22 protein-coding genes and 1 pseudogene are annotated in these 19,399 nt (G+C 40.2%); 7 read left to right on the top strand and 16 right to left on the bottom strand.

The window, feature by feature from the left end; translation table 11 throughout:
* Positions 1–16: 16 nt before the first annotated feature.
* Positions 17–223, top strand: a complete 207-nt coding sequence (locus EXM22_RS17250) for a hypothetical protein (protein ID WP_149487717.1) — start codon at positions 17–19, stop codon at positions 221–223.
* A gap of 103 nt (positions 224–326) precedes the next feature.
* Here EXM22_RS17250 and dapA read toward each other — a convergent pair whose 3' ends face one another.
* The 7 genes from dapA to EXM22_RS17215 all read right to left on the bottom strand — a co-directional run bounded on the left by dapA (position 327) and on the right by EXM22_RS17215 (position 6,879).
* Entirely contained in the window at positions 327–1,211 is an 885-nt protein-coding gene (gene dapA / locus EXM22_RS17245) for a 4-hydroxy-tetrahydrodipicolinate synthase (protein WP_149487716.1), read from the bottom strand.
* Positions 1,212–1,259: 48 nt separating this feature from the next.
* Positions 1,260–2,813: a tripartite tricarboxylate transporter permease gene (locus EXM22_RS17240; protein WP_149487715.1), complete on the bottom strand. Its 1,554-nt coding sequence runs from the start codon at positions 2,811–2,813 to the stop codon at positions 1,260–1,262.
* 1 nt (position 2,814) lies between these two features.
* The gene (locus EXM22_RS17235; protein WP_149487714.1) at positions 2,815–3,342 is read right to left on the bottom strand and encodes a tripartite tricarboxylate transporter TctB family protein; all 528 of its coding nucleotides are present in this window, start codon (positions 3,340–3,342) and stop codon (positions 2,815–2,817) included.
* 73 nt (positions 3,343–3,415) lie between these two features.
* A complete protein-coding gene (locus EXM22_RS17230; protein ID WP_149487713.1) occupies positions 3,416–4,396 on the bottom strand; it encodes a Bug family tripartite tricarboxylate transporter substrate binding protein in 981 nt (326 codons plus the stop codon).
* Positions 4,393–5,079 (bottom strand): GntR family transcriptional regulator, encoded by a 687-nt coding sequence (locus EXM22_RS17225; RefSeq protein WP_149487712.1) that lies wholly within the window; start codon positions 5,077–5,079, stop codon positions 4,393–4,395. The genes EXM22_RS17230 and EXM22_RS17225 overlap by 4 nt, the downstream gene beginning before the upstream one ends.
* Before the next feature lie 265 nt (positions 5,080–5,344).
* Positions 5,345–6,103: an HpcH/HpaI aldolase family protein gene (locus EXM22_RS17220; RefSeq protein WP_149487711.1), complete on the bottom strand. Its 759-nt coding sequence runs from the start codon at positions 6,101–6,103 to the stop codon at positions 5,345–5,347.
* 116 nt (positions 6,104–6,219) lie between these two features.
* Positions 6,220–6,879, bottom strand: coding sequence for a GntR family transcriptional regulator (locus EXM22_RS17215; RefSeq protein WP_149487710.1), 660 nt, complete (start codon positions 6,877–6,879; stop codon positions 6,220–6,222).
* 330 nt (positions 6,880–7,209) lie between these two features.
* Between EXM22_RS17215 and EXM22_RS17210 the strand changes: the two genes are divergently transcribed.
* From EXM22_RS17210 to EXM22_RS17195, 4 genes are all read left to right on the top strand, one after another.
* A complete protein-coding gene (locus EXM22_RS17210) occupies positions 7,210–8,226 on the top strand; it encodes a TRAP transporter substrate-binding protein (RefSeq protein ID WP_210411516.1) in 1,017 nt (338 codons plus the stop codon).
* A gap of 92 nt (positions 8,227–8,318) precedes the next feature.
* A complete protein-coding gene (locus EXM22_RS17205; RefSeq protein ID WP_149487709.1) occupies positions 8,319–8,792 on the top strand; it encodes a TRAP transporter small permease in 474 nt (157 codons plus the stop codon).
* Positions 8,792–10,075 carry a TRAP transporter large permease gene (locus EXM22_RS17200; RefSeq protein WP_149487708.1) on the top strand — a complete coding sequence of 428 codons (1,284 nt, stop codon included), beginning with the start codon at positions 8,792–8,794 and terminating at the stop codon, positions 10,073–10,075. The genes EXM22_RS17205 and EXM22_RS17200 overlap by 1 nt, the downstream gene beginning before the upstream one ends.
* A 64-nt stretch (positions 10,076–10,139) precedes the next feature.
* Entirely contained in the window at positions 10,140–10,934 is a 795-nt protein-coding gene (locus EXM22_RS17195) for an IclR family transcriptional regulator (RefSeq protein WP_149487707.1), read from the top strand.
* A 110-nt stretch (positions 10,935–11,044) separates the two neighbouring features.
* Here EXM22_RS17195 and EXM22_RS17190 read toward each other — a convergent pair whose 3' ends face one another.
* From EXM22_RS17190 to EXM22_RS17175, 4 genes and pseudogenes are all read right to left on the bottom strand, one after another.
* Complete coding sequence (locus tag EXM22_RS17190; RefSeq protein WP_210411515.1) at positions 11,045–11,794, bottom strand: SDR family NAD(P)-dependent oxidoreductase; 750 nt, start codon at positions 11,792–11,794, stop codon at positions 11,045–11,047.
* A 21-nt stretch (positions 11,795–11,815) separates the two neighbouring features.
* Positions 11,816–12,151 (bottom strand): cupin domain-containing protein, encoded by a 336-nt coding sequence (locus EXM22_RS17185; RefSeq protein ID WP_149487705.1) that lies wholly within the window; start codon positions 12,149–12,151, stop codon positions 11,816–11,818.
* A gap of 142 nt (positions 12,152–12,293) precedes the next feature.
* Complete coding sequence (locus EXM22_RS17180) at positions 12,294–13,049, bottom strand: IclR family transcriptional regulator (protein WP_149487704.1); 756 nt, start codon at positions 13,047–13,049, stop codon at positions 12,294–12,296.
* Positions 13,050–13,482: 433 nt separating this feature from the next.
* Positions 13,483–14,112, bottom strand: a pseudogene (locus tag EXM22_RS17175) (IS3 family transposase); the annotation flags it as partial.
* 139 nt (positions 14,113–14,251) lie between these two features.
* On the opposite strand from EXM22_RS17175, the gene istA reads away from it, so the two are divergent.
* The gene (gene istA, locus EXM22_RS17170) at positions 14,252–15,514 is read left to right on the top strand and encodes an IS21 family transposase (RefSeq protein WP_168203593.1); all 1,263 of its coding nucleotides are present in this window, start codon (positions 14,252–14,254) and stop codon (positions 15,512–15,514) included.
* Positions 15,511–16,275, top strand: coding sequence for an IS21-like element helper ATPase IstB (gene istB / locus EXM22_RS17165; RefSeq protein ID WP_149487701.1), 765 nt, complete (start codon positions 15,511–15,513; stop codon positions 16,273–16,275). The genes istA and istB overlap by 4 nt, the downstream gene beginning before the upstream one ends.
* Before the next feature lie 46 nt (positions 16,276–16,321).
* On the opposite strand, the gene EXM22_RS17160 is transcribed toward istB, so the two are convergent.
* From EXM22_RS17160 to EXM22_RS17140, 5 genes are all read right to left on the bottom strand, one after another.
* On the bottom strand, positions 16,322–16,555 hold the full coding sequence (locus EXM22_RS17160; RefSeq protein ID WP_149487700.1) for a hypothetical protein: 234 nt from the start codon (positions 16,553–16,555) through the stop codon (positions 16,322–16,324).
* A gap of 47 nt (positions 16,556–16,602) precedes the next feature.
* Positions 16,603–16,908, bottom strand: a complete 306-nt coding sequence (locus EXM22_RS17155; protein WP_149487699.1) for a transposase — start codon at positions 16,906–16,908, stop codon at positions 16,603–16,605.
* Positions 16,909–16,939: 31 nt separating this feature from the next.
* Positions 16,940–17,644: a helix-turn-helix transcriptional regulator gene (locus tag EXM22_RS17150; protein WP_149487698.1), complete on the bottom strand. Its 705-nt coding sequence runs from the start codon at positions 17,642–17,644 to the stop codon at positions 16,940–16,942.
* 585 nt (positions 17,645–18,229) lie between these two features.
* Positions 18,230–19,039, bottom strand: coding sequence for an IS3 family transposase (locus tag EXM22_RS17145; protein WP_246157022.1), 810 nt, complete (start codon positions 19,037–19,039; stop codon positions 18,230–18,232).
* A gap of 23 nt (positions 19,040–19,062) precedes the next feature.
* On the bottom strand, positions 19,063–19,335 hold the full coding sequence (locus EXM22_RS17140) for a transposase (protein WP_168203513.1): 273 nt from the start codon (positions 19,333–19,335) through the stop codon (positions 19,063–19,065).
* Between the last annotated feature and the right edge of the window lie 64 nt (positions 19,336–19,399).

Below are 19,399 nucleotides of genomic sequence, written 5' to 3'. Positions count from 1 at the left end.
TTATTGAGGTTTCACCATGAAATTTGATTGGTCCGAATTTTTCAGTTTCAATGAAAAAGGGATAAACTGGGGCGGTATAATCGCCACTCTACTCATAGCTGCGCTTGTAGCTGGTCTTTGGTTCTTGGGTGTTCCCGCATCCTTTTTCATTATGATAGGAAAGATCCTCGCCTACGGAACTTTTGCCGTTGCTTTGTTTCTCATGTTTAATCGGAAAAGATAGTAGACCTGAACTCTTAAACCATATTTTTTACTACTGACAATAAAAAAAACCGGAGAAATATTCTCCGGTTTTTTATGAAATGGTTAGTTCTGAAAAACTGAATCTATACCAACTTCATTGTTTTCAGGATGTCCTTCAACTTGGCTCTGTTTTCAGAAGACATCGGGTGAATAGGAAGTCTGGCAGGTCCAGCCTCTATGCCGAGAAGCTGAAGAGCTTCTTTTACAACGACAGGAAAACTTCCCAGTGCAAAAGCGTCACGCAGGGGAGTGAGTTCTTTCTGCGCTTTTCTGGCTCCAGCCAGGTCACCAGACTGAATCTTATTGTAGATGCTGGATACAAGGGCAGGAGCGACATTGGCTGTCGCAGCAACTGCACCAGCTCCTCCGGAAGTAATAATATTAAAAATACAGGTATCCATTCCGCTGAAAACCAGGAAATCGTCTTCAATATCAAGGATGCTGTTTACATAGGTGAGATTTCCGCTGGAATCTTTTATTCCTATTATATTATCAATTTTGGCCAGTCTTTTAATGACGGATAAAGGAATGAAACAGCCTGTACGACCCGGATTGTTATACAGGAATACAGGGATTTTTACACTCTCAGCCACACTTTTGTAGTGATCATACATTTCATCTTCATTCAGTGTTATGAAGTAAGGGTTGATGACAGAGATAGCAGAGATACCGGCCTTTTCGGCAGCCTTGGATAGTTCTACGGTTTCATCTGTTGTGATAGCCGCAGTTCCGGCTAATACAGGGTATTTACCGGCAGCTTCATCAACTGCAATTTCAAAAGAGCGGACCCTTTCTTCAAAACTCATGGAAAAGAATTCCCCCTGGCTGCCGCCGACAAATACGCCAGTACAGCCATTGGAAATAACATGGCGCATCACTTTTCTCAAATTTTCCTCAGAAACACTTTTACCGTCTGCGGTAAAAGGTGTAACTATCGGCGGGATAAGACCCTTAAATTCTTTAGTCATATATAAATCCTTTAGTTTTTTTACAAATTCGCTGTTGTTGTACTTCTATCAGTCATTACAACAAACAGTTTCTTCTTCCTTAACAATGACTTTGTCATGAGATTTCTTATTAACCCTGGGAAGAAAAATTGCAAAGAAAAGGGTTAGGAGAAGAAAGAACAGACTGTCAGGACTTGTAAGGAATATCATGGGATTTCCATTACTGAGAGACATTGCTGTCCTTAAATACAACTCAAACAGAGGTCCTAAAATAACCCCAAGAATAAATGGTACCTTCGGATAATTCTGTTTTCCGAGAAAATACATAAGAACACCAATAATTAAGGCTACAGCCATCTGAAAGAAATCTAATGTTGATGCATAAACTCCCAGAATTGCGATCAGACCTATTGAGCTATACAAAGGCATACGGGGAATACCTGCTATTTTCAGATATAAAGGTCCGAAAAGGAACAATGACAGGGGCAGCAGAACTGCAGCTGAAATCAGCAGAGCTATAAACATAGGGGCTATATCACCCATCTGCTGAGTCAAAAGAGTCGGCCCGGGTACTATTCCATAAATCATAAGAACACCGAGAACAACAGCTGTTACACCATCCCCGGGAATACCAAGGGACAACATGGGAATAAGAGCTCCACCGCAAACCGCATTATTAGCAGTCTCGGCAGCGACCATTCCTTCAGAATATCCCTTACCGTATTTTTCCGGGTGTTTGGAACTTCTTTTCGCTTCTGCATAGGAGACAAAGGCCGCCATGGAGGCACCACTACCGGGAAGAACACCAATAATGTAACCGATAAGAGAACTCTTGATATAGGTTCTAAAACCTATTTCTTTCATTTCCTTAAAAGTAGGGAAGAAATCTTTCCGTTTAAATCGCTTGGTATTAGCCTTTTTGACCCGCTCTTTATACTCTGCATTGTTTACTGTGGACTGAGCTAACATCTCACTCAGGGCAAAAGCACCGATAATAATGGTTGTTAACTCAATACCCTGAAGCATGCTTGGAATCTGGAAAGTAAAGCGTGAGGCACTACTCAATACATCCATTCCAATTGTAGCCAACATACAACCAAACACAAGGGATATAAGACCCTTGGCCTTACTGTCAGAAAGCAGAGAGACAACTACAAGTGCAAAGAATATCAGTGCACCCTTACCTGGAGTTCTGATTTTCAGAGCCAATTCCATAGTAATTGGAGCGACTAAAATAAGAAGGATACTACCGATGGTTCCACCAATGGCAGAACCGATTGTTACAGAACCAATAGCTTTGGCGCCTTCACCCCTTCTCATCATGGGATAACCCTCAAGGTTTGTCATCATTGATGCGGGAGCACCTGGAATGTTAATTGTAATCGCTGAGATACATCCCGAGTAGGTACCGGCCATGTAAACACCGGCACACATTACTAATGCCTGAGAAAGAGGCAGAGAATAAGTCATTGGCAGTAGAAGTACAATTGCAAGGGTAGCAGTGAGTCCTGGCAGACTTCCGAATATGATTCCAATAAAAAATCCGAGACTTAAAAAGACAAGGGACATTGGTTCAGTAAAAACTGAAGCTCCCCCCTGGAGGATTTGTAAAAAAGCATCCATATTATTTCCATACCTCCGGGAATAAAATATTGAAAAAACCAACATATAGTATGTATACAAAGACTGTTACAGCTAATGAGGTTATTATTTTTCTGGGAATATGTTCCATCTTATCATCGTAGATCATCTGAAAGAAAAACAGATAGAGAGGTGCCGTTAATGTGTACCCCAGATACTTGAAAAGCATAATAAAAATAAAGGTTAAAAGTGTGATAAGAAAGGGCTTATGTGCAGGATTGATCATGCGTCCCTTTTCTGCTGATTCACTGACGGAATCTTCAGTTTCCTGTACAGTACAGGGTTCTGCAGCAATTTTCTTTTTTGTATCTATTATTCCTTGTATCAGGAGAAAAACGGCAATAGGGAATCCGAGCAGAAATATCATAAAAGGAAAAAAGGATTCCGAAGGTAATCCCATTTTAATAACACTTGACATTCTTAGTGCTTCAGCTATGTATCCAATAAGAATAACAATAATTCCGACCGGAGTCAGAACATTAGCGTTAAGGTAAGGTTTTTTACTATTCATTATTTAAATGACTCCTTAAAAAAAGAGTGACAAGCGACAAAGCCGCCTATCACTCATCTAGCTTAATCAGGGATTAGATCAAACCTTTTGCTTTCAGTTCATCAAGAGCTGTGAACGCTCTTTCCTGAACTCCGTTAATATAGTCATTAACTTCTTCCCTGCTCATAGAAACTGGTGTAACACCAATGCTGTTACAGAAGTTTACAAACTCATCGCCATCAACAGCGGTTTTAAAAGAAGTGGCCAAAAGTTCGATGATTTCTTCGGGAGTTCCTTTGGGAACAGCCAGGGCAAAGAATGAACCACTCTGCATTTCTGCGGGCATTCCCAGATCGGAACATACAGGTACATCGGTGTATTTACCGTTTGTTTTGGAGCTGAACTCTACCAGACCGATGGCATCGCCGGAGTCGATGATGGGAGAAAAGTCACCAAGACTGTTAACACCAACTGCCAGCTCTTTGTTCAGGATAGCTTCACGCATATTTCCGGAACCGGGGTAAGAAACATTGTTGAACTTAACACCATAATACTCTTCTACCTGACGTACGATCATGTAAGTTCTGGAACCGGCACCCTGGTCGGCTACAGTGATTGTGTTAGGAGCAGCTTTTGCTTTTGCAATCAGATCTTCAAAAGAAGTGATACCGCTGTGTTTACCGGCTACAAATGAGTCTGATTCTGCTGAAACCATTCCAAAAATTTCGAGGTCATTTAGGTCGTAACCGGGAAGAACTTCGTCATATACGGCAGAAACACAAGATCCGTACAGCAGCTGACCTACTGTATACCCATCGGGTTTGGCTTTCATCAGCAGGCTGGGACCGTTAGCATCGGAAGAACCACCTTTGTTGACGATATAAAAATCTTCACCCAGGTCTTTCTGTACAATAGAACAGATCTTCCGGGATAGAGCATCTGCTCCTCCACCAGCATTTCCTGCACTGATAAACTGGATATCCTTGGTAGGATATGACTTATCATTCTGGCCTTCTGCAATGACAATAGAACTTGTCAAAAATACAACACTCAAAACAGCTAACAATCTTCTCATAAGATTTCTCCTTCACGAAATATAATATCTTGATCATCTACTCCCAGTAGATGATTACAACCAAATTGAACAATTGCGACACAGGTAGCTTGTAAATGGGCACGCATAACATTTGCACAGCGCTTACTGTCTCTTGCGGCCAAAGCTTCCAGGATCTCCTGATGCCCTAATTTTGACTCCTTTTCTATGTCTCTATACACCTTTGCCGTATTTCTGAGTATAGCTACCAAAGAAAAGATTCTTGTATTAAAGGCGGTCAGGTACCTGTTGTTCGCCTTTTCCTGTATAAACTCATGCACCTTGCTACCGATCTCGACTAACCTTGCAGGATCTTCATCCTCCCTGGCAGAAAGTAATTCCAGCTGCAAAGCCTCTATCCTGCTTGCATAATCAGCATCATTGCTGTGGCAGGCAAGACGGGCACATTCTCCTTCAATTGCCTTTCGGGCATTAAAGACTTCAATAATATCATCAATAGAATACTTGATAACCCGGTATCCCCGGTCTCCTTCATCTTCAATAATATTCAAATTAGCAAGATTCCAAAGAATCTCTCTAACGGGTGTACGTGAAATATTATAGGCTTCCCCAATTTCCCGCTCAGTCAACCATGATCCGGGTGTTATCTCACCCGAAACAATCTTATTTTTCAAGTCTTCCAAGACTTGTTCTTTTTTTGTCATTGGTTGACATTCCTTGGTGTATCCCGTTGGTATACACTCAGAGTACCATCAGAATTTCATTCTGTCAATTTTTTTTGAATAAATTTTTATCGTTATATAGACAAATGAATTTTTCAATTAAAATATAAATATAATTCTGTTAAAACCTTTTAGTGTAATAAATAAAAATCAGAAGAATCAGGAACTCTGAAAAATAAGTGAATGTCGGAGAATATAATTAATATTCTCCGTCCAAAAATTTCGAACGACAGGTTGACTGAGAACCCTAGTCTTTGTATTTGTCGGCGATACCTTTCAATCCATCATAAATCAGATGGATATCCATATTATTCATCACCATATTCATTCCCTGATCAAGCCAGCGTTCCAATAAATTATCACCGGCATGCATCGCAAATGTAATCCCATTATTTTTAGCGGCTTTGGATACTTTGAGGATGGCATCATTTACCGTCTGTCCCATCATGTCACCGGGGACTCCTAGGGAAACAGAAAGGTCATTGGGACCAATGAGAAGAACATCGAGTCCTGGAACAGCGGCAATCTGATCTATGTTGGCAATACCTTGCGCTGTTTCAATTTGTGCAATGACCAGGATATTCTGATTCTGTTCTTCCATAAACTGAGAGGCACTTAAGGGGCTCTTCACCATTCCCGTATGACTGCCGATGGTACTGAGTCCACGCTTTCCCTGAGGAAGATACTTTGCCCAATCCACCAGTTTTTCAGCCTCTTCTTTGCTGCTGATCATCGGCACCATGACACCATCTGCCCCGAGGTCAAGAACACGGGAAACATAGGCTTTTGAAAGTTCTGGAACACGAACAAAGATTCCAAGACCTATAGAATGAGCGATCATTGCCGCATCAGCAAAAGTTTCCATGGAATAATCACCATGTTCCATGTCATACATGACATAATCCAGTCCTGCTGCTTTTGCAATTTGGCAGATCCCGGGATTACGGGTGAAACGCATCATGGTTCCAACAATACGACGGCCTTCGTGTAAACGGTTAACAACCATTACAACCTCCTACTTTTTAATCAATTGAATACCAACGGTACACCAACTTGTAGACTGTTGTCAAACTGTATTATTTCAATTTTTTAGGTTAAAAATGTCCTGATGGAAATTGTAGCTTAAGCAATAAGATTGGGATAAAATATTTTTGTAATATTTCTACAGGTTTCTCTCAAATGTTCCCGCATCAGTTTCTCGGCTCTCTCTCCATCATGATCTTCTATGGCTTTCATGATAGACAGATGGGAATCTCTGGAAATCATCTCTATTTCATAAGATCTCCTGGAAATATTTACAGTAAGAGAGTATAAGTTGTGCAACTTGTTGAAAAAGCTGCTCAGAATTGTATTTTTGGCTGAACTAATTATGAGAGAATGCATCTGGGACCCAATTTGCGGCCCACGCAACTGGAGTTCCTGATCTTCTAGGCTTTCCAGCTCTTCTCTCAAATCCTTGATTTTATCAAAAAATGTCTGATCTTGGTGGTAAGAGACCAAGAATGTGGCCATTCCTTCCACAGCTTCCCGAGCCTGAAAGATTTCCATGATTTCCTGAAGATTCAATTCCCGAATCCTGAATCCTTTACCAGGGGTCTGTATGAGCAGACCATCTTTTTCCAAGCGCCAGAGAACTTCCCTCATGGGTGTACGGCTCAAACCATACTGTCGGCACAATTCCCGCTCCACCATCCAATGGCCAGGAGCAAGGATTCCATCCTGAATCTGATTATGGATTACATTATATATATCATTCTTGTCAGGATTCTTTTCTGGATTCATGGTGAATATAAGTTAAGTCAATTTATTTTTGTCGTCAAGGGACAGACAGCAAAGCTTTGATGCTCACATTATGTGAGACTCTATTCAATTAGGCAGTTTCAATAATTTTCATCATGAATATTCGGCTCATAAACTGACAAACAACGACGAATAAGCCAAATGCTTCCCTCTTAAGAGGAACGTATTTGTTAATAGGTATTAATCCTTACTGCAGAACGATTTATTCCGTTTTTACTAATATATAATAAACCTTTTATTTTTATTGACAGCTCATATTTATCCTCTATAATGAAACAAGTTCCCACATTATGGGATAAAAGGAGTTCCAGTATGAAAAGAAAATTGATGATTGTGATGATGCTTTCAATACTGATTTGCACCAATGGCTTTACATCAGGACAAAATGAAACTGCTGCCGGCAGTGCCCCTATGGTTATGAAAATTGGTCATTCCTTTCCTGTGAATACCTCCCGTCATGAATCTCTCCTCAGCTTTAAGGAAAATGTAGAAGCCAAAAGCAATGGGGCCATCGTCGTTGAACTCTACCCCTCTGGGCAACTTGGAACGGAAATGGAAATGCTTGAAGCTGTCAAACTAAATGCTTTGGAAGGCCTAAGATGCGGTCCTTTTGAAGATGCAGCCCCCGAACTACTCATTTATACAATGCCCTTCCTATTCAGCGATATGGATGCTGTTCACAGGGTAACAAGGGGTGAAATCACCGAGAGAATTATCAAGAATACCGAAAAAAACGGTATTAAAGTTCTAGCCGTCGGTGATTCCGGTGAGTTTAGACAGTTTACAAACAATGCAAGACCCATCACAAAACCAGAGGATATCAAGGGCCTGAAGATTAGAACTCCCCCCATGGAAAGTATTGTCAAAATCATGGAAACCCTGGGTGGAAATCCCGTATCCATCCCCTTTAGCGAAACGTATATGGCTCTCAAGACAGGTGTTGCCGATGGTGAGGAAAATCCCTATACAAATATTGATAAAATGAAATTTTATGAAGTTCAGAAGTATCTGTCGGTTGTGAACTACCAATACCATGCCGAAATGCTTTATGTCCCCTTAGACTGGTTCAATAAACTCTCTTCAGAACTCCAGGAAATCCTGGTTGAATGTGCCAGAGACCACATGATCCTCAACGATGAACTCCTACAAAAGGAATCTCTCGCCAGTTATGAAGTACTCAAGGCAAACATGGAAGTGAATGTTCTCAATGATGCCCAAAGGAAAGTCTTCATTGATAAGGTTCAACCTGTTTACAAATATTACATTGATAAGGGAATTATTTCTCAGGCTGATATCGACGAAATCAGAAAAATAGCCTCAGGTAATTAATTCAATCTTTACACACTTAGAACGGAAAACATTGAATAAGGATTTAATGCTTTTCCGTTTTTTTTTGAAAGAAACATCCCAGGAGTTATATTTTGAAATCTGCTATAGAAAAAATTGTGAGTATATATGAGGTTTTCTGCCGCATCTTACTCCTATCCATGATGTCCCTTGTCATTATATTTGTTTTTATGCGCTATTTCTTTGGAATGACCTTCGTGTGGGCAGAGGAATTGATCACTATGCTCTTTATTTCTACAACTTATTTTGGTGCAGTTCTGAGTATGAAATACGATGAACATATAAAAATCAGCCTCCTTTCCGAAAAATTTCCACCCCTAGTGCATAAGGCGGCCGAAATCCTCAATTATCTGCTTATCTTTCTATTACAGATTGCCATTTTTTATACCAGCCTCCAGTGGATAGGGCGGGTGGGAAACGTTCTGACCAACGGTCTCCGTGTCCCTATACGATTTTTCTACTATATGATGCCTATCAGTTCATTCCTCATTGGATTGTACTGTCTGATTCACATCTTTATGTTCTTTAAAAAGGAGGATCTTGCATAATGGGCATTACAATTCTACTCGGAAGTCTCGTAATCTTTATTTTATTAGGGATACCCATCTGCTTTGCTCTGGGAGCCTCCGGATTTATATATTTTTTCATTGAGAATCCTGGATTTATCAATATTCTCCCTCAAAGGATTTGGGCTGGAACAAACAGCTTTGTTCTCATTGCCCTGCCACTGTTTATTCTGGCTGGTAATCTCATGAATAAGGGAGGCATCACCCGCCGGATCATTGATTTCAGCTTGTATTTGGTCCGCCCGATCAAGGGAGGCCTGGGCGAAGTCAATGTTGTGGCCAGCATGATCTTCGGTGGGATATCCGGCTCTTCTGTTGCCGATACATCAGCCATAGGATCTGTGTTGATCCCGCAAATGGAAGAAAAAGGTTACAGCAAGGGATTTTCAGCAGGTGTGACTGTTGCGTCATCAACAATGGGGATGATCATTCCCCCCAGTATTCCCATGCTGATGTTTGCAATGATTTCACAACAATCAGTGGGAGCACTCTTCCTTGCAGGCGCAATTCCGGGTTTGCTGATTGGATTAACACAGATTGTTATGGTTTCCGTAATATCCAGAAAAAAAGGCTATATTCATGAAATTGAGGATATCAGTTTTAAACAGTTTTTACGCTCAAGCTGGGGCGGAATTCTTGCTGTACTGATGCCAGTATTTATTATATTTTCCATTTCCTTCGGGATTGCTACGGCCACAGAATCTGCCGGAATAGCCGTGTTATACTCCCTCATTCTTGGATTTTTTGTCTATAAAGAGCTGAAGTTCAAAGATCTCTGGGACGCTTTGCTTCAGACAATACTTTTCTCCAGTGTTGTCCTTTTCATAGTAGGATTTTCGACAATCTATACATGGGTGCTATCCATAGAACAGGTTCCCCAGACCATAGCGGCCTTCCTTACTAATCTTAATATACATCGATACTGGGTGTTGATCATTGTGGACCTGATTATCCTGGTCATTGGAACATTTGTGGATGTACCAGCGGCGTTATATCTCCTCAGCCCGATCCTGCTTCCAGTCATGGCAAGCTATGGTATTCATCCCCTACAGTTTGGTGCTATGATGATTGTGGGATTAGCCATTGGTTTAGTGACTCCTCCTGTCGGAATGTGTCTGAATGCAGCAACTAAAATTTGCGGTCTATCCATAACCAAGATTGCCAGGCATGCACTTCCCTTTATAGTCTGCAATATTATTGTACTCCTTCTTGTCACATTCGTTCCGGAAGTTTCAACCTGGCTCCCTTCAATAGTATTCAAATAAAATATCCAGTTGATCTATCCAGAAACTGATTCTATTGTGATAGGTCAACTTAGGAAGATAAGGAATGAAAGTCCAATCAATTGATAGAGCATTTGACATCATGGAAGAACTCTCACGAGAACCCGAAGGGTTAAGCTGTACCGAGATAAGCCAGAGGCTAAACTTGCCCACGAGTACTGTATACCGCCTGCTTTATGTTCTTCGTGTTAGAAATTATATACATAAGAATGAATCAACCAACGTCTACCGGCTCGGCCTGGGGTTTCTTGAATTGACCAGTATGTTTCTGCACAGTCTTGAACTAAAAACCGAAGCCAGGCCCTACCTTCGAACCTTGTCCAGACAAACGGGTCAGGTCGTTTTTTTAGGTACAGAACAGGACCATGAACTAGTCTATATTGATAAAAACGAACCCTTTGATGACAGACGTAAATATTGCTTCATAGGACAAAGACAACCACTGCATTGCACAGCCCTGGGAAAGACTCTTTTGACCGTTTACACAGATGACGAGATCCGCAAAATCTATAAAATAAAAAAGATGAACCCCATGACCAGCAAGACAATAACCGATGTAGAAAAGCTGATTGAAGAGGTGAACCTAAGCAGGGGGAGACAATATTCCATTGATGATGAAGAACATGTGTTAGGGCATTTTTGTGTTTCTGCACCTATATATGATTATAGAAGTGTCCTGATAGCGGCGGTTAGCACGTCCTGGGATCTGAACTCCATTGAAGTCCATGACAAAGAGAAGAACATTGAACTTATCAAAGAATGTGCCCGTAAAATTTCAATTCATATGGGCTTTGTTGAAAACCAGACAGAAAAAGTCGCTTCTCCTACCATTAGGGAATAAAGGTATTCCATTTTGATAAAAAATACCCCGCCTGAACAGCTGCATAGAGCAAAAATCCAGGCGGGGCAATACAAACCTTTAAGGACTAAGGTTCTATCAAAGCGTTGAGATTATAGAAAATCCTGCCCGCCGTTCACCTGAATGATCTCACCCGTCAAAAAAGATGCTTTTTCACTCACCAAAAATTCGATGACACTGGCTACCTCTTCAGGTTGTCCCAGCCTCTTCATGAGAATATTGTTTTTCCAGGAAGCAAAAACTTCGGGCTTGGTTTTTCTGATTCCATCATGAAAAGGAGTATCAATGGTACCGGGAGAAACGCCATTGACCCTGATGCCATACTCGGCCAGATCCTTAGCCAGGGCTCTAGTTAGAGTTGTAACAGCGGCCTTTGATGTCCCGTATATTCCGGCACCGGGTCCGCCGGCATTCCATGCGGCATTTGAACTGTAGGTAATGATTGAGGCGTTCTCTGATTTCTTAAGCAAAGGTATGGCGGCTCTGGAATGAAAGAAAACACTGTCCAGATTAAGCGCCATAACTTTCCTGTAAAAGGATGTTTCCATTTCCTCAAACCGACTTCGACCGCCAAGACCTCCGGCATTGTTCACCAGGACATCCAGTTTATCATATTTGGCATTAATCTTTGTAAAAGCCTCCAATACTGCCTTCTCGTCAGTAACATCATACTTATAAAAATCGACCTTGATCCCATCGGCCTTCAGAGATTCAAGTGCTTCTTTCGCCTGTGCCTCGTCAATTCCATTCAGGATGATCTCATATCCTGCTTTGCCCAGTGCCCTGGAAACGGCTAAGCCTATTCCACCGGTGCCTCCGGTGATCATTGCATATTGACTCATATTCATCCTCCAAAAAGTAATTTATTTAAGAAAGTCTTCCCTACAGGGAGTAAAGATATCCAAAAGCATACCTGCCTTAAGGCAGACCGCGCCATGTTCAATACCGGGTTGTTTAAAGGTGGAATCTCCTGCCTTCAGGATTTTCTTTACCCCCCCGATGCTGAACTCAAACTCACCGGAAACGATATAAGTGATCTGCTCATGGGGATGGCTGTGCAAAGCTCCGACAGCTCCTTTTTCAAAATGGACTTCCACGCACATGAGATTTTCATGATAAGCGGTGATCTTCCGCTTCACTCCATCTCCCAGATCTTCCAAAACCAACTCATCTCCGGGAAAATAATTCTTCAACTCCATAAAGCCTCCTAAGTAAAAATTCTATTCATTCTTTATTCAGACCCAATTTTGAGGATAGCCCTTCATAATTACGTATATACGTAATTGATACGTAATATGAAATAAATAAAAAGAGCATTTTCAAAACAGCGGGATGGCAAACTCATACAACCTCCCTATAACCAAGAGAACGGGATATCAGAAGAGATGCTTCCTTCACAGACCGTCCCATTGCCTCAATGTCTTCATTTCCCCGATACAAACCACTGATGCTCAAAGCGGCAACGATTTTATTATTGTTATCAAAGATGGGAGAGCCCACACAGAGGAGGTGGTCATTCTGCTCTCTGTTATCAATGGCGAACCCCTTAATCCGGACCTTTTCAATCTCCTGAACAAGGGCATCGTAATCAGTCAGTGTAAAGGGGGTAATCTTGGAAAGAACTTTCCCTCTTAAACCAGCCAGTAAATCTGAATCATAGGCCAGAAAAGTCTTACCAAGTGAAGTACAGTGCAAATTTGTCCTGCTTCCGATAGCACAGGTTGCAATCAGAGTATCCTTTGGTTCGTACTTATAAATATAGGTAATTTTTCCATTGACTTCTTTTCCAAGAAAAACAGTATTTTTGGTTCTGTCACTGAGTTCCTCAACAATCCCTTTAGCCTTATCGATGAGTGATGTGTTGGCAATAAAAGTATTGCCAATAAAAAAGGCCTTCACACCGATTCCATAAATTTTACTCCTTTCATCAAGGAGCTCAATCATTTCTTCATCTAAAAGAGCCTTAAGAATATCACTGACGCTTGTGATGGGAATATCCAAAGATGAAGAAATTTCCGAGAGAGACAAGCCTTTGGAGGTATTGGCAATCACTTCAAGAATCTTTATTGTCCTCACTGCTGCTCTGCTCTTCTTCATACCCGTCCTGCAAAATGATAGATACTTTACAATATACCGTATTTGTTACGTATATGCAAATCAACAGTCTGTTAATTGTTTTTAATGCCAAAAATAGAATGCCCTTATCAGATGAGTTCATTCATAATTTCTAATCTTATGCGAAATGGTATCATCGAATGATTAACTATGTCCTATCCTATATTCGACCAAAAACAGATTTAGTTTTTAACTCTGATCCTGACGTGCCTTCAAGTTCTTAGCTAGTTTATCAGCCAACTCATTAAAATAATCTGTGTCGTACAAAATTAAAGCTCCTCTCTCCTTATACAAAGAATTGGAGCTTTGCACAATTTTATTTACAGTCTCAAAAAATCCCTGATTCAACGTTCAAGCTTTATATAATCAATCATCATTCATAGAATGATCCTGCCCCGAAAAAACGGAGTATCAGTTAAGCCACATTTCCCGTTTCATAATACTTACTTTCTTTCTCATCAGGAGTCAACCAATTATTTGCTGAGTGCTTCCTGATCCTGTTGTAGTAAATTTCAATATACCAATAAAGATCCTTATTCAATTCTTCCATCGTTCGGTATTTCCGGTGATAAATCAATCGTGTTTTCAGTGTATGAAAGAATGATTCTGCAACGGCATTGTCCCAACAATTTCCTTTTCGGCTCATACTTTGGACAGCATCCACTGACTCTAAAAGGGATCTGAATTGTTCTGATGCATACTGGATACCTCGATCGCTATGAACAAGCATTCCCTTTGGATTATTATTCCGATATAGATATTTTTTAAAGGCATTACAGGTAGAGTCCGCAGAGAGACTTTTGTTAAGATCCCAGCCAACAACTTTACAAGAATAAAGGTCTATAAATACAGATAGATACATCCACTTGGATGCAACCTTGATATATGTGATATCCCCAACTACGGCAACATTGGGCATTTCTGGATTAAAATGACGATTCAAAATGTTGTCAGGAATCCATTCTTTATGATCTGAATCTGTTGTAACGACAAACTGCTTCTGTATCTTGCATCTAAGCCCCATTTCCTTCATAAGAGTGTGAACAACGGTGCTAAAGTTCCTACATCCAGCGGCGAAAAAGTTCCGCTTTTCATGACATAAAAAGGGGCAAATATCCTAAAGTAGTGTTTACCACAACCTCTACAAAAAGGAACCTGCCCCTATGTGTCCAAAGGAAGATCGCATGCATGTAGCACGCATCATGGCCAATCAAGGCCATACCCAAAAGTATATCGCTGAATATCTTGGAGTTAGCGACCGGATGGTTAGAAAATACCTAAATCCGGAGTTTGGAACTCATCCCAGAAAGACCCGGGAAAGTATCCTAAAACCATTCTACCCCATAATAGAAGATACTCTGGAAAATGATCCATACTTTAATCTGGTTTACCTTCACGAAAGGCTAAAAAATGCCGGTTACACCGGCAAAATGACTATTCTTAGAAACTATGCACGTCAACACAGAAAAAAGCTCATTGAAAAAGCAGTAATCCGTTTTGAAACAGAACCTGGCCGCCAGGCCCAGGTAGACTGGAAAGAATGCGGAAAAATGGAGATTGATGGTAGATTTCAAAAAGTATATGCATTTGTCATGCTTCTGGGTTACAGCAGAATTCCATTTGTCCTGTTCACTCTAGACATGACCACGTCAACGCTTCTACAGGCTCATCTGATGGCTTTCAAATATTTCGGAGCTGTTCCGAAAGAAATCCTCTATGACAACATGAGAACCGCCTGGTACAACAGCGGCAGTGTCTGGCAAGTAAACTCAAAACTTTTGGAGTTCGCATCAACCTGCGGTTTTACCCCTCTTCGCTGTCAGGTACGCAGACCGCAAACCAAGGGCAAGGTAGAACGTTTTATCGGCTATCTTGGACATAGTTTTCTCATTCGTAATGAGGTAGCTCAAGCCGGTACTTTAAAAGACCTCAATCATGCCGTTTCCCAGTGGATCAATACTATAGTAGAAAAACAGATGAGCCAGTTCCGAGAGACCCGGAAAGAGCGCTTTGAGTACGAAAAGGCATTTATGAATCCCTGGAATTCGGCAGCTGCACCTGATGTAAGGTTAATCAAAGAAATAATTGTTTCCAGAGAAGGTGTAATTTGCTATGAAACAAACAAATACAGTGTCCCGGCACAGAATATCGGACGTACTGCTGTACTGAAAGTGGATACATTGATGAGAACCGGAGAAATCTTTATCTACGAGGAGTCAGTAAGATCCTTTGACCTTCTCCCCAAAGGATCAAAATCAGAATCAATCAGGCAGGAAGACAGAGAGTCTTTGCTGAAGCGTTGGAAAAGGGAGAATCGAAGAGAGACAAAGAAAGTCGTTGCCCGTGTTCCTGAAACAAATAATCTTCCTAAATCTCCACTGATGCAAACAGAAGTTGAAGTTCGCCACCCTGGAAGCTATGACAGGCTTATGGGGGCAACGGCATGAACGTACTGCAAGAGACTATAGAAAACAGAATGAACGACCTTGGTCTGGAATTTATGGCTGCAGGACTGGAAAGTTACCTTGAAGCTCAATCTCACACAGAGAATACTCTTTCCCAATCAATCGCTGATTTACTGGAACTGGAATATATTCCTCGCAGGGAACGGGCAGCCAAAAGCCGGCTGAAACTCTCAGGAATGCCGTCGATTAAGCTATTAGACGACTTTGATCTATCTTGGTTGAAAGGAGGCCTGACGGCATCCCAGTTATCAGAATTATCCAGCTTGGCTTTCATTGAACGAAAGGAAAACCTGGTACTGATGGGGCCCAGTGGTCTTGGGAAAACCCATCTAATGCTGGCTCTGGCTCACAAAGCCTGTCAGAACGGATATACCGTCTGGTACACCAGCTGTATTGATCTGATGGAAAATTTGACTCATGCACGAGAACAAGGGCGATTGAAACGGAAGCTGACCTGGCTGCGTAAGCCACACCTGATTCTGGTTGATGAAGTGGGTTATGAAAATCTGTCAAAAGAACAGGCAAATCTGTTTTTCCAGATCGTGAATACGCGTTACGAACAGGGCAGTATGATCATCACCACTAATAAGCCTTTCGGCCGGTGGGCAGAGATTTTAGACGATGTAGCCATTGCCACGGCAACCATCGACAGACTACTTCATCATGCTCATGTACTGAGCCTTAAAGGGGATTCATACCGGATGAAAGATCGGTTGAAAATAGGGATCGTTGATCCTGTTTAATTTTACCCAAAAGCGGAACTTTTAAACCGCTGAATACAGGAACTTTTTAGGCGTTGTTGACAATAAGAGCTGCTACACGGCTTCTATAGACAGTTTTATACTGAGGATCATCATGCAAATCCTCTGTGATCAAAGGACTTCCTGCCATTTGTTTGTGCTTAACATAAAAAAGCTCACTGATCTTGGTCATCAGTTTTTCTTTGGCTATCCTTCTGGAAGATTTTGATCGTCCTTGCCAGTCATAAAATCCGCTCTCAGAGACATTAAGATTATGGCACATTCTCACCACCGGAAATTCAGAGCGACACTCTTGTATAAAGAAGTATTTCATTTCGGTGTTTTGCTGAAAATGGCCAATGCTTTTTTTAATATATCGCGGTCCATCTCTGCATCATAAAGCTGCTTTTCAAGATCTCGAATCTTTCTTTGATCAGGAGTCAAAGCCTCGATTCCATTACCAGGAAATGCCAAGTTACCATTTGTTGAAAGTTGACGCTTCCAGTTCCCAATCAAACCATTAGCAATTCCCAAGGATTGCTCTACGCTGTGAGCTGTCCGACCTGGTTCTTCTGAAAGTGCTATCGCGTTTCTTTTGAATTCTGCATCATAGCGACGTCTTTTTTTCTCATTCATAGTTATTACCTCATTTTATTAAAAATCGGTCTTAACTACTACTCCGGGAAATCAAGGCAGGATCAGAATTTGACTTTATTTGTTCTAGATAACTATAAACTGTAAATTTTGAAATTTTTAATAATTCTCCAACCATTTCAATTGTACCCTTCACTCGGAAGATTCCTTTATCGTTTAGAAATCTAACCAATTCAATTTTATCTGCTTTAGAAAGCTTTGATTTGGCTCCTTTTAACTCGGAATATGTATTGATTATCATATCATGTACTAGCTCTGAAATATTACTATCTAAATTCCCGGCTTGCGTTTTCTGAACATTAAGATTATCTATGTGCTGCGTTTCACAAAGACTATCAATAGTACTCTTCATTTGTAAATAATTGTCAATTGCAATATTAATACAAAAACAACCAATAATATGTTGGTTCTCATCTCTAATTAGGCTCTTGGAACATTTGAATAAGTGTCCGTTCTCAGAATCAAAATAATTAACTAAGTTGTCCTCATGAAGAGTTGCAAGTTGAACCAATTCGTTAAAAGCTGGACTTAACCCATCATATTTCTTTCTACCAGTCAATGATCCATTAACAATATAAAAGATAGAATGTTTTGGATGCGTCAAATCATGAATTGCTACTTCACAATTATCTCCGATAGTTTTAGCAATAATATCAGCTATTGGAATCATAAGACTCAACAGTGGATGTTCATCATTCATTGAAATCAATTCCTTCATAATAAAAAAATAACATATCCATACTTATATGGAATACACAATAAACTTAATTTAATAATTAGTAGACTGTTCCCATTAACTAAGCTATAGTGAATATTGGGTTTGTTCCTTAGAGTGGAATCCACTCAATAAACTTAAGAAACTATTTTTGATTGGATTCTGCAATAATATACAAATTTTTCTGAATATTTATCTTCCAGAAATCGATGTATACACTTTGTATTACAATATTTAAAACGATATCTTGGTTCCAACCATGAAATACAAAATGTCAGTTAAGACACAGTTATAGTTTCATAATACCTACTTACTTACTCATTAGGAGTCAACCATTTTTTTACAGAGAACATCCTGATTTTACTGTGGTAAACATCAATTTATCAATAATATTTTTTTAATTTTTCAGATTTCTTTACTTTCGATAATATCGAATCCAAGAAGTTCTATTTACGTTCTTTAAAACAGCCATTACTCTAGCGGTAATCGCTATTTTAGACTGTAATCTACACGCTGCATCATATTTTTTCAAACTAAACGTTACCATCTACGCTAACCATTGTCATCCCCCTGACCTCACCCCAATATTCACCCAACAACAGATTTAGTTTTCAGCTTCTTTAGCTTACTCTCAAATTCTATTGGTGTCATTCCTTTCAACCGTTTTTGTGGTCTTTCATAGTTATATTCAGACCACCAATCTTCGATCTTTTCTCTTGCATCAGTAATAGATTCAAAATAATGGGAATTTAAGCATTCATTTCTAAATGTCCCATTAAAACTTTCAATGTAGCAATTATCCGTTGGTTTTCCAGGTCGTGAAAAGCTGATTTTTATTCCCTTTTCATAGCACCATTTGTCCAACTCTTTACTTCTAAACTCAGGTCCATTATCACATTGTAAAGTTTCAGGGTAGCCATGTTTTTCTCCTGCACGATCCAGTATTTCAGAAACATGCCTTCCATTGATGGAAAAACCAGCATGGATAATTGGTGATCTATTCGTTGTTGGATCAATGACTGTTAAGACTTTTAGTTTCTTATGATTTCCAACAGAATCACTTACAAAATCAATTGCCCATAGTTTACCTGGTGTTTTTGGAATGATCGCAGGCTCTCTATTCTCAGATGAAATCTTTTTCCTACGTTTCCTACTCTTTAATTGCAGCCCTAGTTCGTTGTAGATCCTCTCAGTGCGCTTATGATTAATAGCGATACTATTCTGTCGAAGTTTTAGATGGATCATTCCACAGCCATATTTAGAGTTGTTTTTAAGGATCTTATATATCTCTTTGATAATCTCACCATCATCATTAGGTTTTAAATCATAAAGATAAGTAGATCGAGGAATTTGAACTAAACGACATGCTCTTCTTATTGATAACCCGAAGTATTTCACAATATGCCTTACTGCTTCTCTTTTTACTCCGGGTCGCAGAACTTTTTTATGATTTCCTTTTGAGCCATATTATCCAGTGATAAATTGGCTACAAGCTTTTTTAGGTTTTCATTTTCTTGTTCAAGCTGTTTTAACCGGGCAACTTCTTTGGAAGTCATATCTGCGTATTTTCTCTTCCAAATATAAAAAGTATTTTCGCTGATTCCATATTCACGGGCAACGTCACTTACCTTTTTACCTAGTTTCTGTTCTCCCAGAATCTTTACGATCTGTTCTTCTGTAAATCTCTTTTTCATATCAGCCTCCATTGTATTTGTTGGCTGAAAACTAATCTATATTGTGGTACGATTTATTGGGGAT

The organism is Oceanispirochaeta crateris, from assembly GCF_008329965.1.
GTDB classification, from domain to species: domain Bacteria; phylum Spirochaetota; class Spirochaetia; order DSM-2461; family DSM-2461; genus Oceanispirochaeta; species Oceanispirochaeta crateris.
Note: the sequence above shows the minus strand (reverse complement) of the source record. Positions and strands in the feature narration are given on the sequence as shown.

What these genes read in the sequence shown, in the direction of transcription:
- EXM22_RS17180 (WP_149487704.1), bottom strand. Translation starts at nt 13,049, where the DNA reads ATGAAGAAGAGCAGAGCAGCAGTGAGGACAATAAAGATTCTTGAAGTG.
- EXM22_RS17185 (WP_149487705.1), bottom strand. Translation starts at nt 12,151, where the DNA reads ATGGAGTTGAAGAATTATTTTCCCGGAGATGAGTTGGTTTTGGAAGAT.
- EXM22_RS17230 (WP_149487713.1), bottom strand. Translation starts at nt 4,396, where the DNA reads ATGAGAAGATTGTTAGCTGTTTTGAGTGTTGTATTTTTGACAAGTTCT.
- istA (WP_168203593.1), top strand. Translation starts at nt 14,252, where the DNA reads ATGCATGTAGCACGCATCATGGCCAATCAAGGCCATACCCAAAAGTAT.
- EXM22_RS17155 (WP_149487699.1), bottom strand. Translation starts at nt 16,908, where the DNA reads ATGAATGAGAAAAAAAGACGTCGCTATGATGCAGAATTCAAAAGAAAC.
- EXM22_RS17140 (WP_168203513.1), bottom strand. Translation starts at nt 19,335, where the DNA reads ATGAAAAAGAGATTTACAGAAGAACAGATCGTAAAGATTCTGGGAGAA.
- dapA (WP_149487716.1), bottom strand. Translation starts at nt 1,211, where the DNA reads ATGACTAAAGAATTTAAGGGTCTTATCCCGCCGATAGTTACACCTTTT.
- EXM22_RS17190 (WP_210411515.1), bottom strand. Translation starts at nt 11,794, where the DNA reads ATGAGTCAATATGCAATGATCACCGGAGGCACCGGTGGAATAGGCTTA.
- EXM22_RS17200 (WP_149487708.1), top strand. Translation starts at nt 8,792, where the DNA reads ATGGGCATTACAATTCTACTCGGAAGTCTCGTAATCTTTATTTTATTA.
- EXM22_RS17150 (WP_149487698.1), bottom strand. Translation starts at nt 17,644, where the DNA reads ATGAAGGAATTGATTTCAATGAATGATGAACATCCACTGTTGAGTCTT.
- EXM22_RS17215 (WP_149487710.1), bottom strand. Translation starts at nt 6,879, where the DNA reads ATGAATCCAGAAAAGAATCCTGACAAGAATGATATATATAATGTAATC.
- EXM22_RS17235 (WP_149487714.1), bottom strand. Translation starts at nt 3,342, where the DNA reads ATGAATAGTAAAAAACCTTACCTTAACGCTAATGTTCTGACTCCGGTC.
- istB (WP_149487701.1), top strand. Translation starts at nt 15,511, where the DNA reads ATGAACGTACTGCAAGAGACTATAGAAAACAGAATGAACGACCTTGGT.
- EXM22_RS17225 (WP_149487712.1), bottom strand. Translation starts at nt 5,079, where the DNA reads ATGACAAAAAAAGAACAAGTCTTGGAAGACTTGAAAAATAAGATTGTT.
- EXM22_RS17160 (WP_149487700.1), bottom strand. Translation starts at nt 16,555, where the DNA reads ATGTGCCATAATCTTAATGTCTCTGAGAGCGGATTTTATGACTGGCAA.
- EXM22_RS17240 (WP_149487715.1), bottom strand. Translation starts at nt 2,813, where the DNA reads ATGGATGCTTTTTTACAAATCCTCCAGGGGGGAGCTTCAGTTTTTACT.
- EXM22_RS17210 (WP_210411516.1), top strand. Translation starts at nt 7,210, where the DNA reads ATGAAAAGAAAATTGATGATTGTGATGATGCTTTCAATACTGATTTGC.
- EXM22_RS17195 (WP_149487707.1), top strand. Translation starts at nt 10,140, where the DNA reads ATGAAAGTCCAATCAATTGATAGAGCATTTGACATCATGGAAGAACTC.
- EXM22_RS17250 (WP_149487717.1), top strand. Translation starts at nt 17, where the DNA reads ATGAAATTTGATTGGTCCGAATTTTTCAGTTTCAATGAAAAAGGGATA.
- EXM22_RS17220 (WP_149487711.1), bottom strand. Translation starts at nt 6,103, where the DNA reads ATGGTTGTTAACCGTTTACACGAAGGCCGTCGTATTGTTGGAACCATG.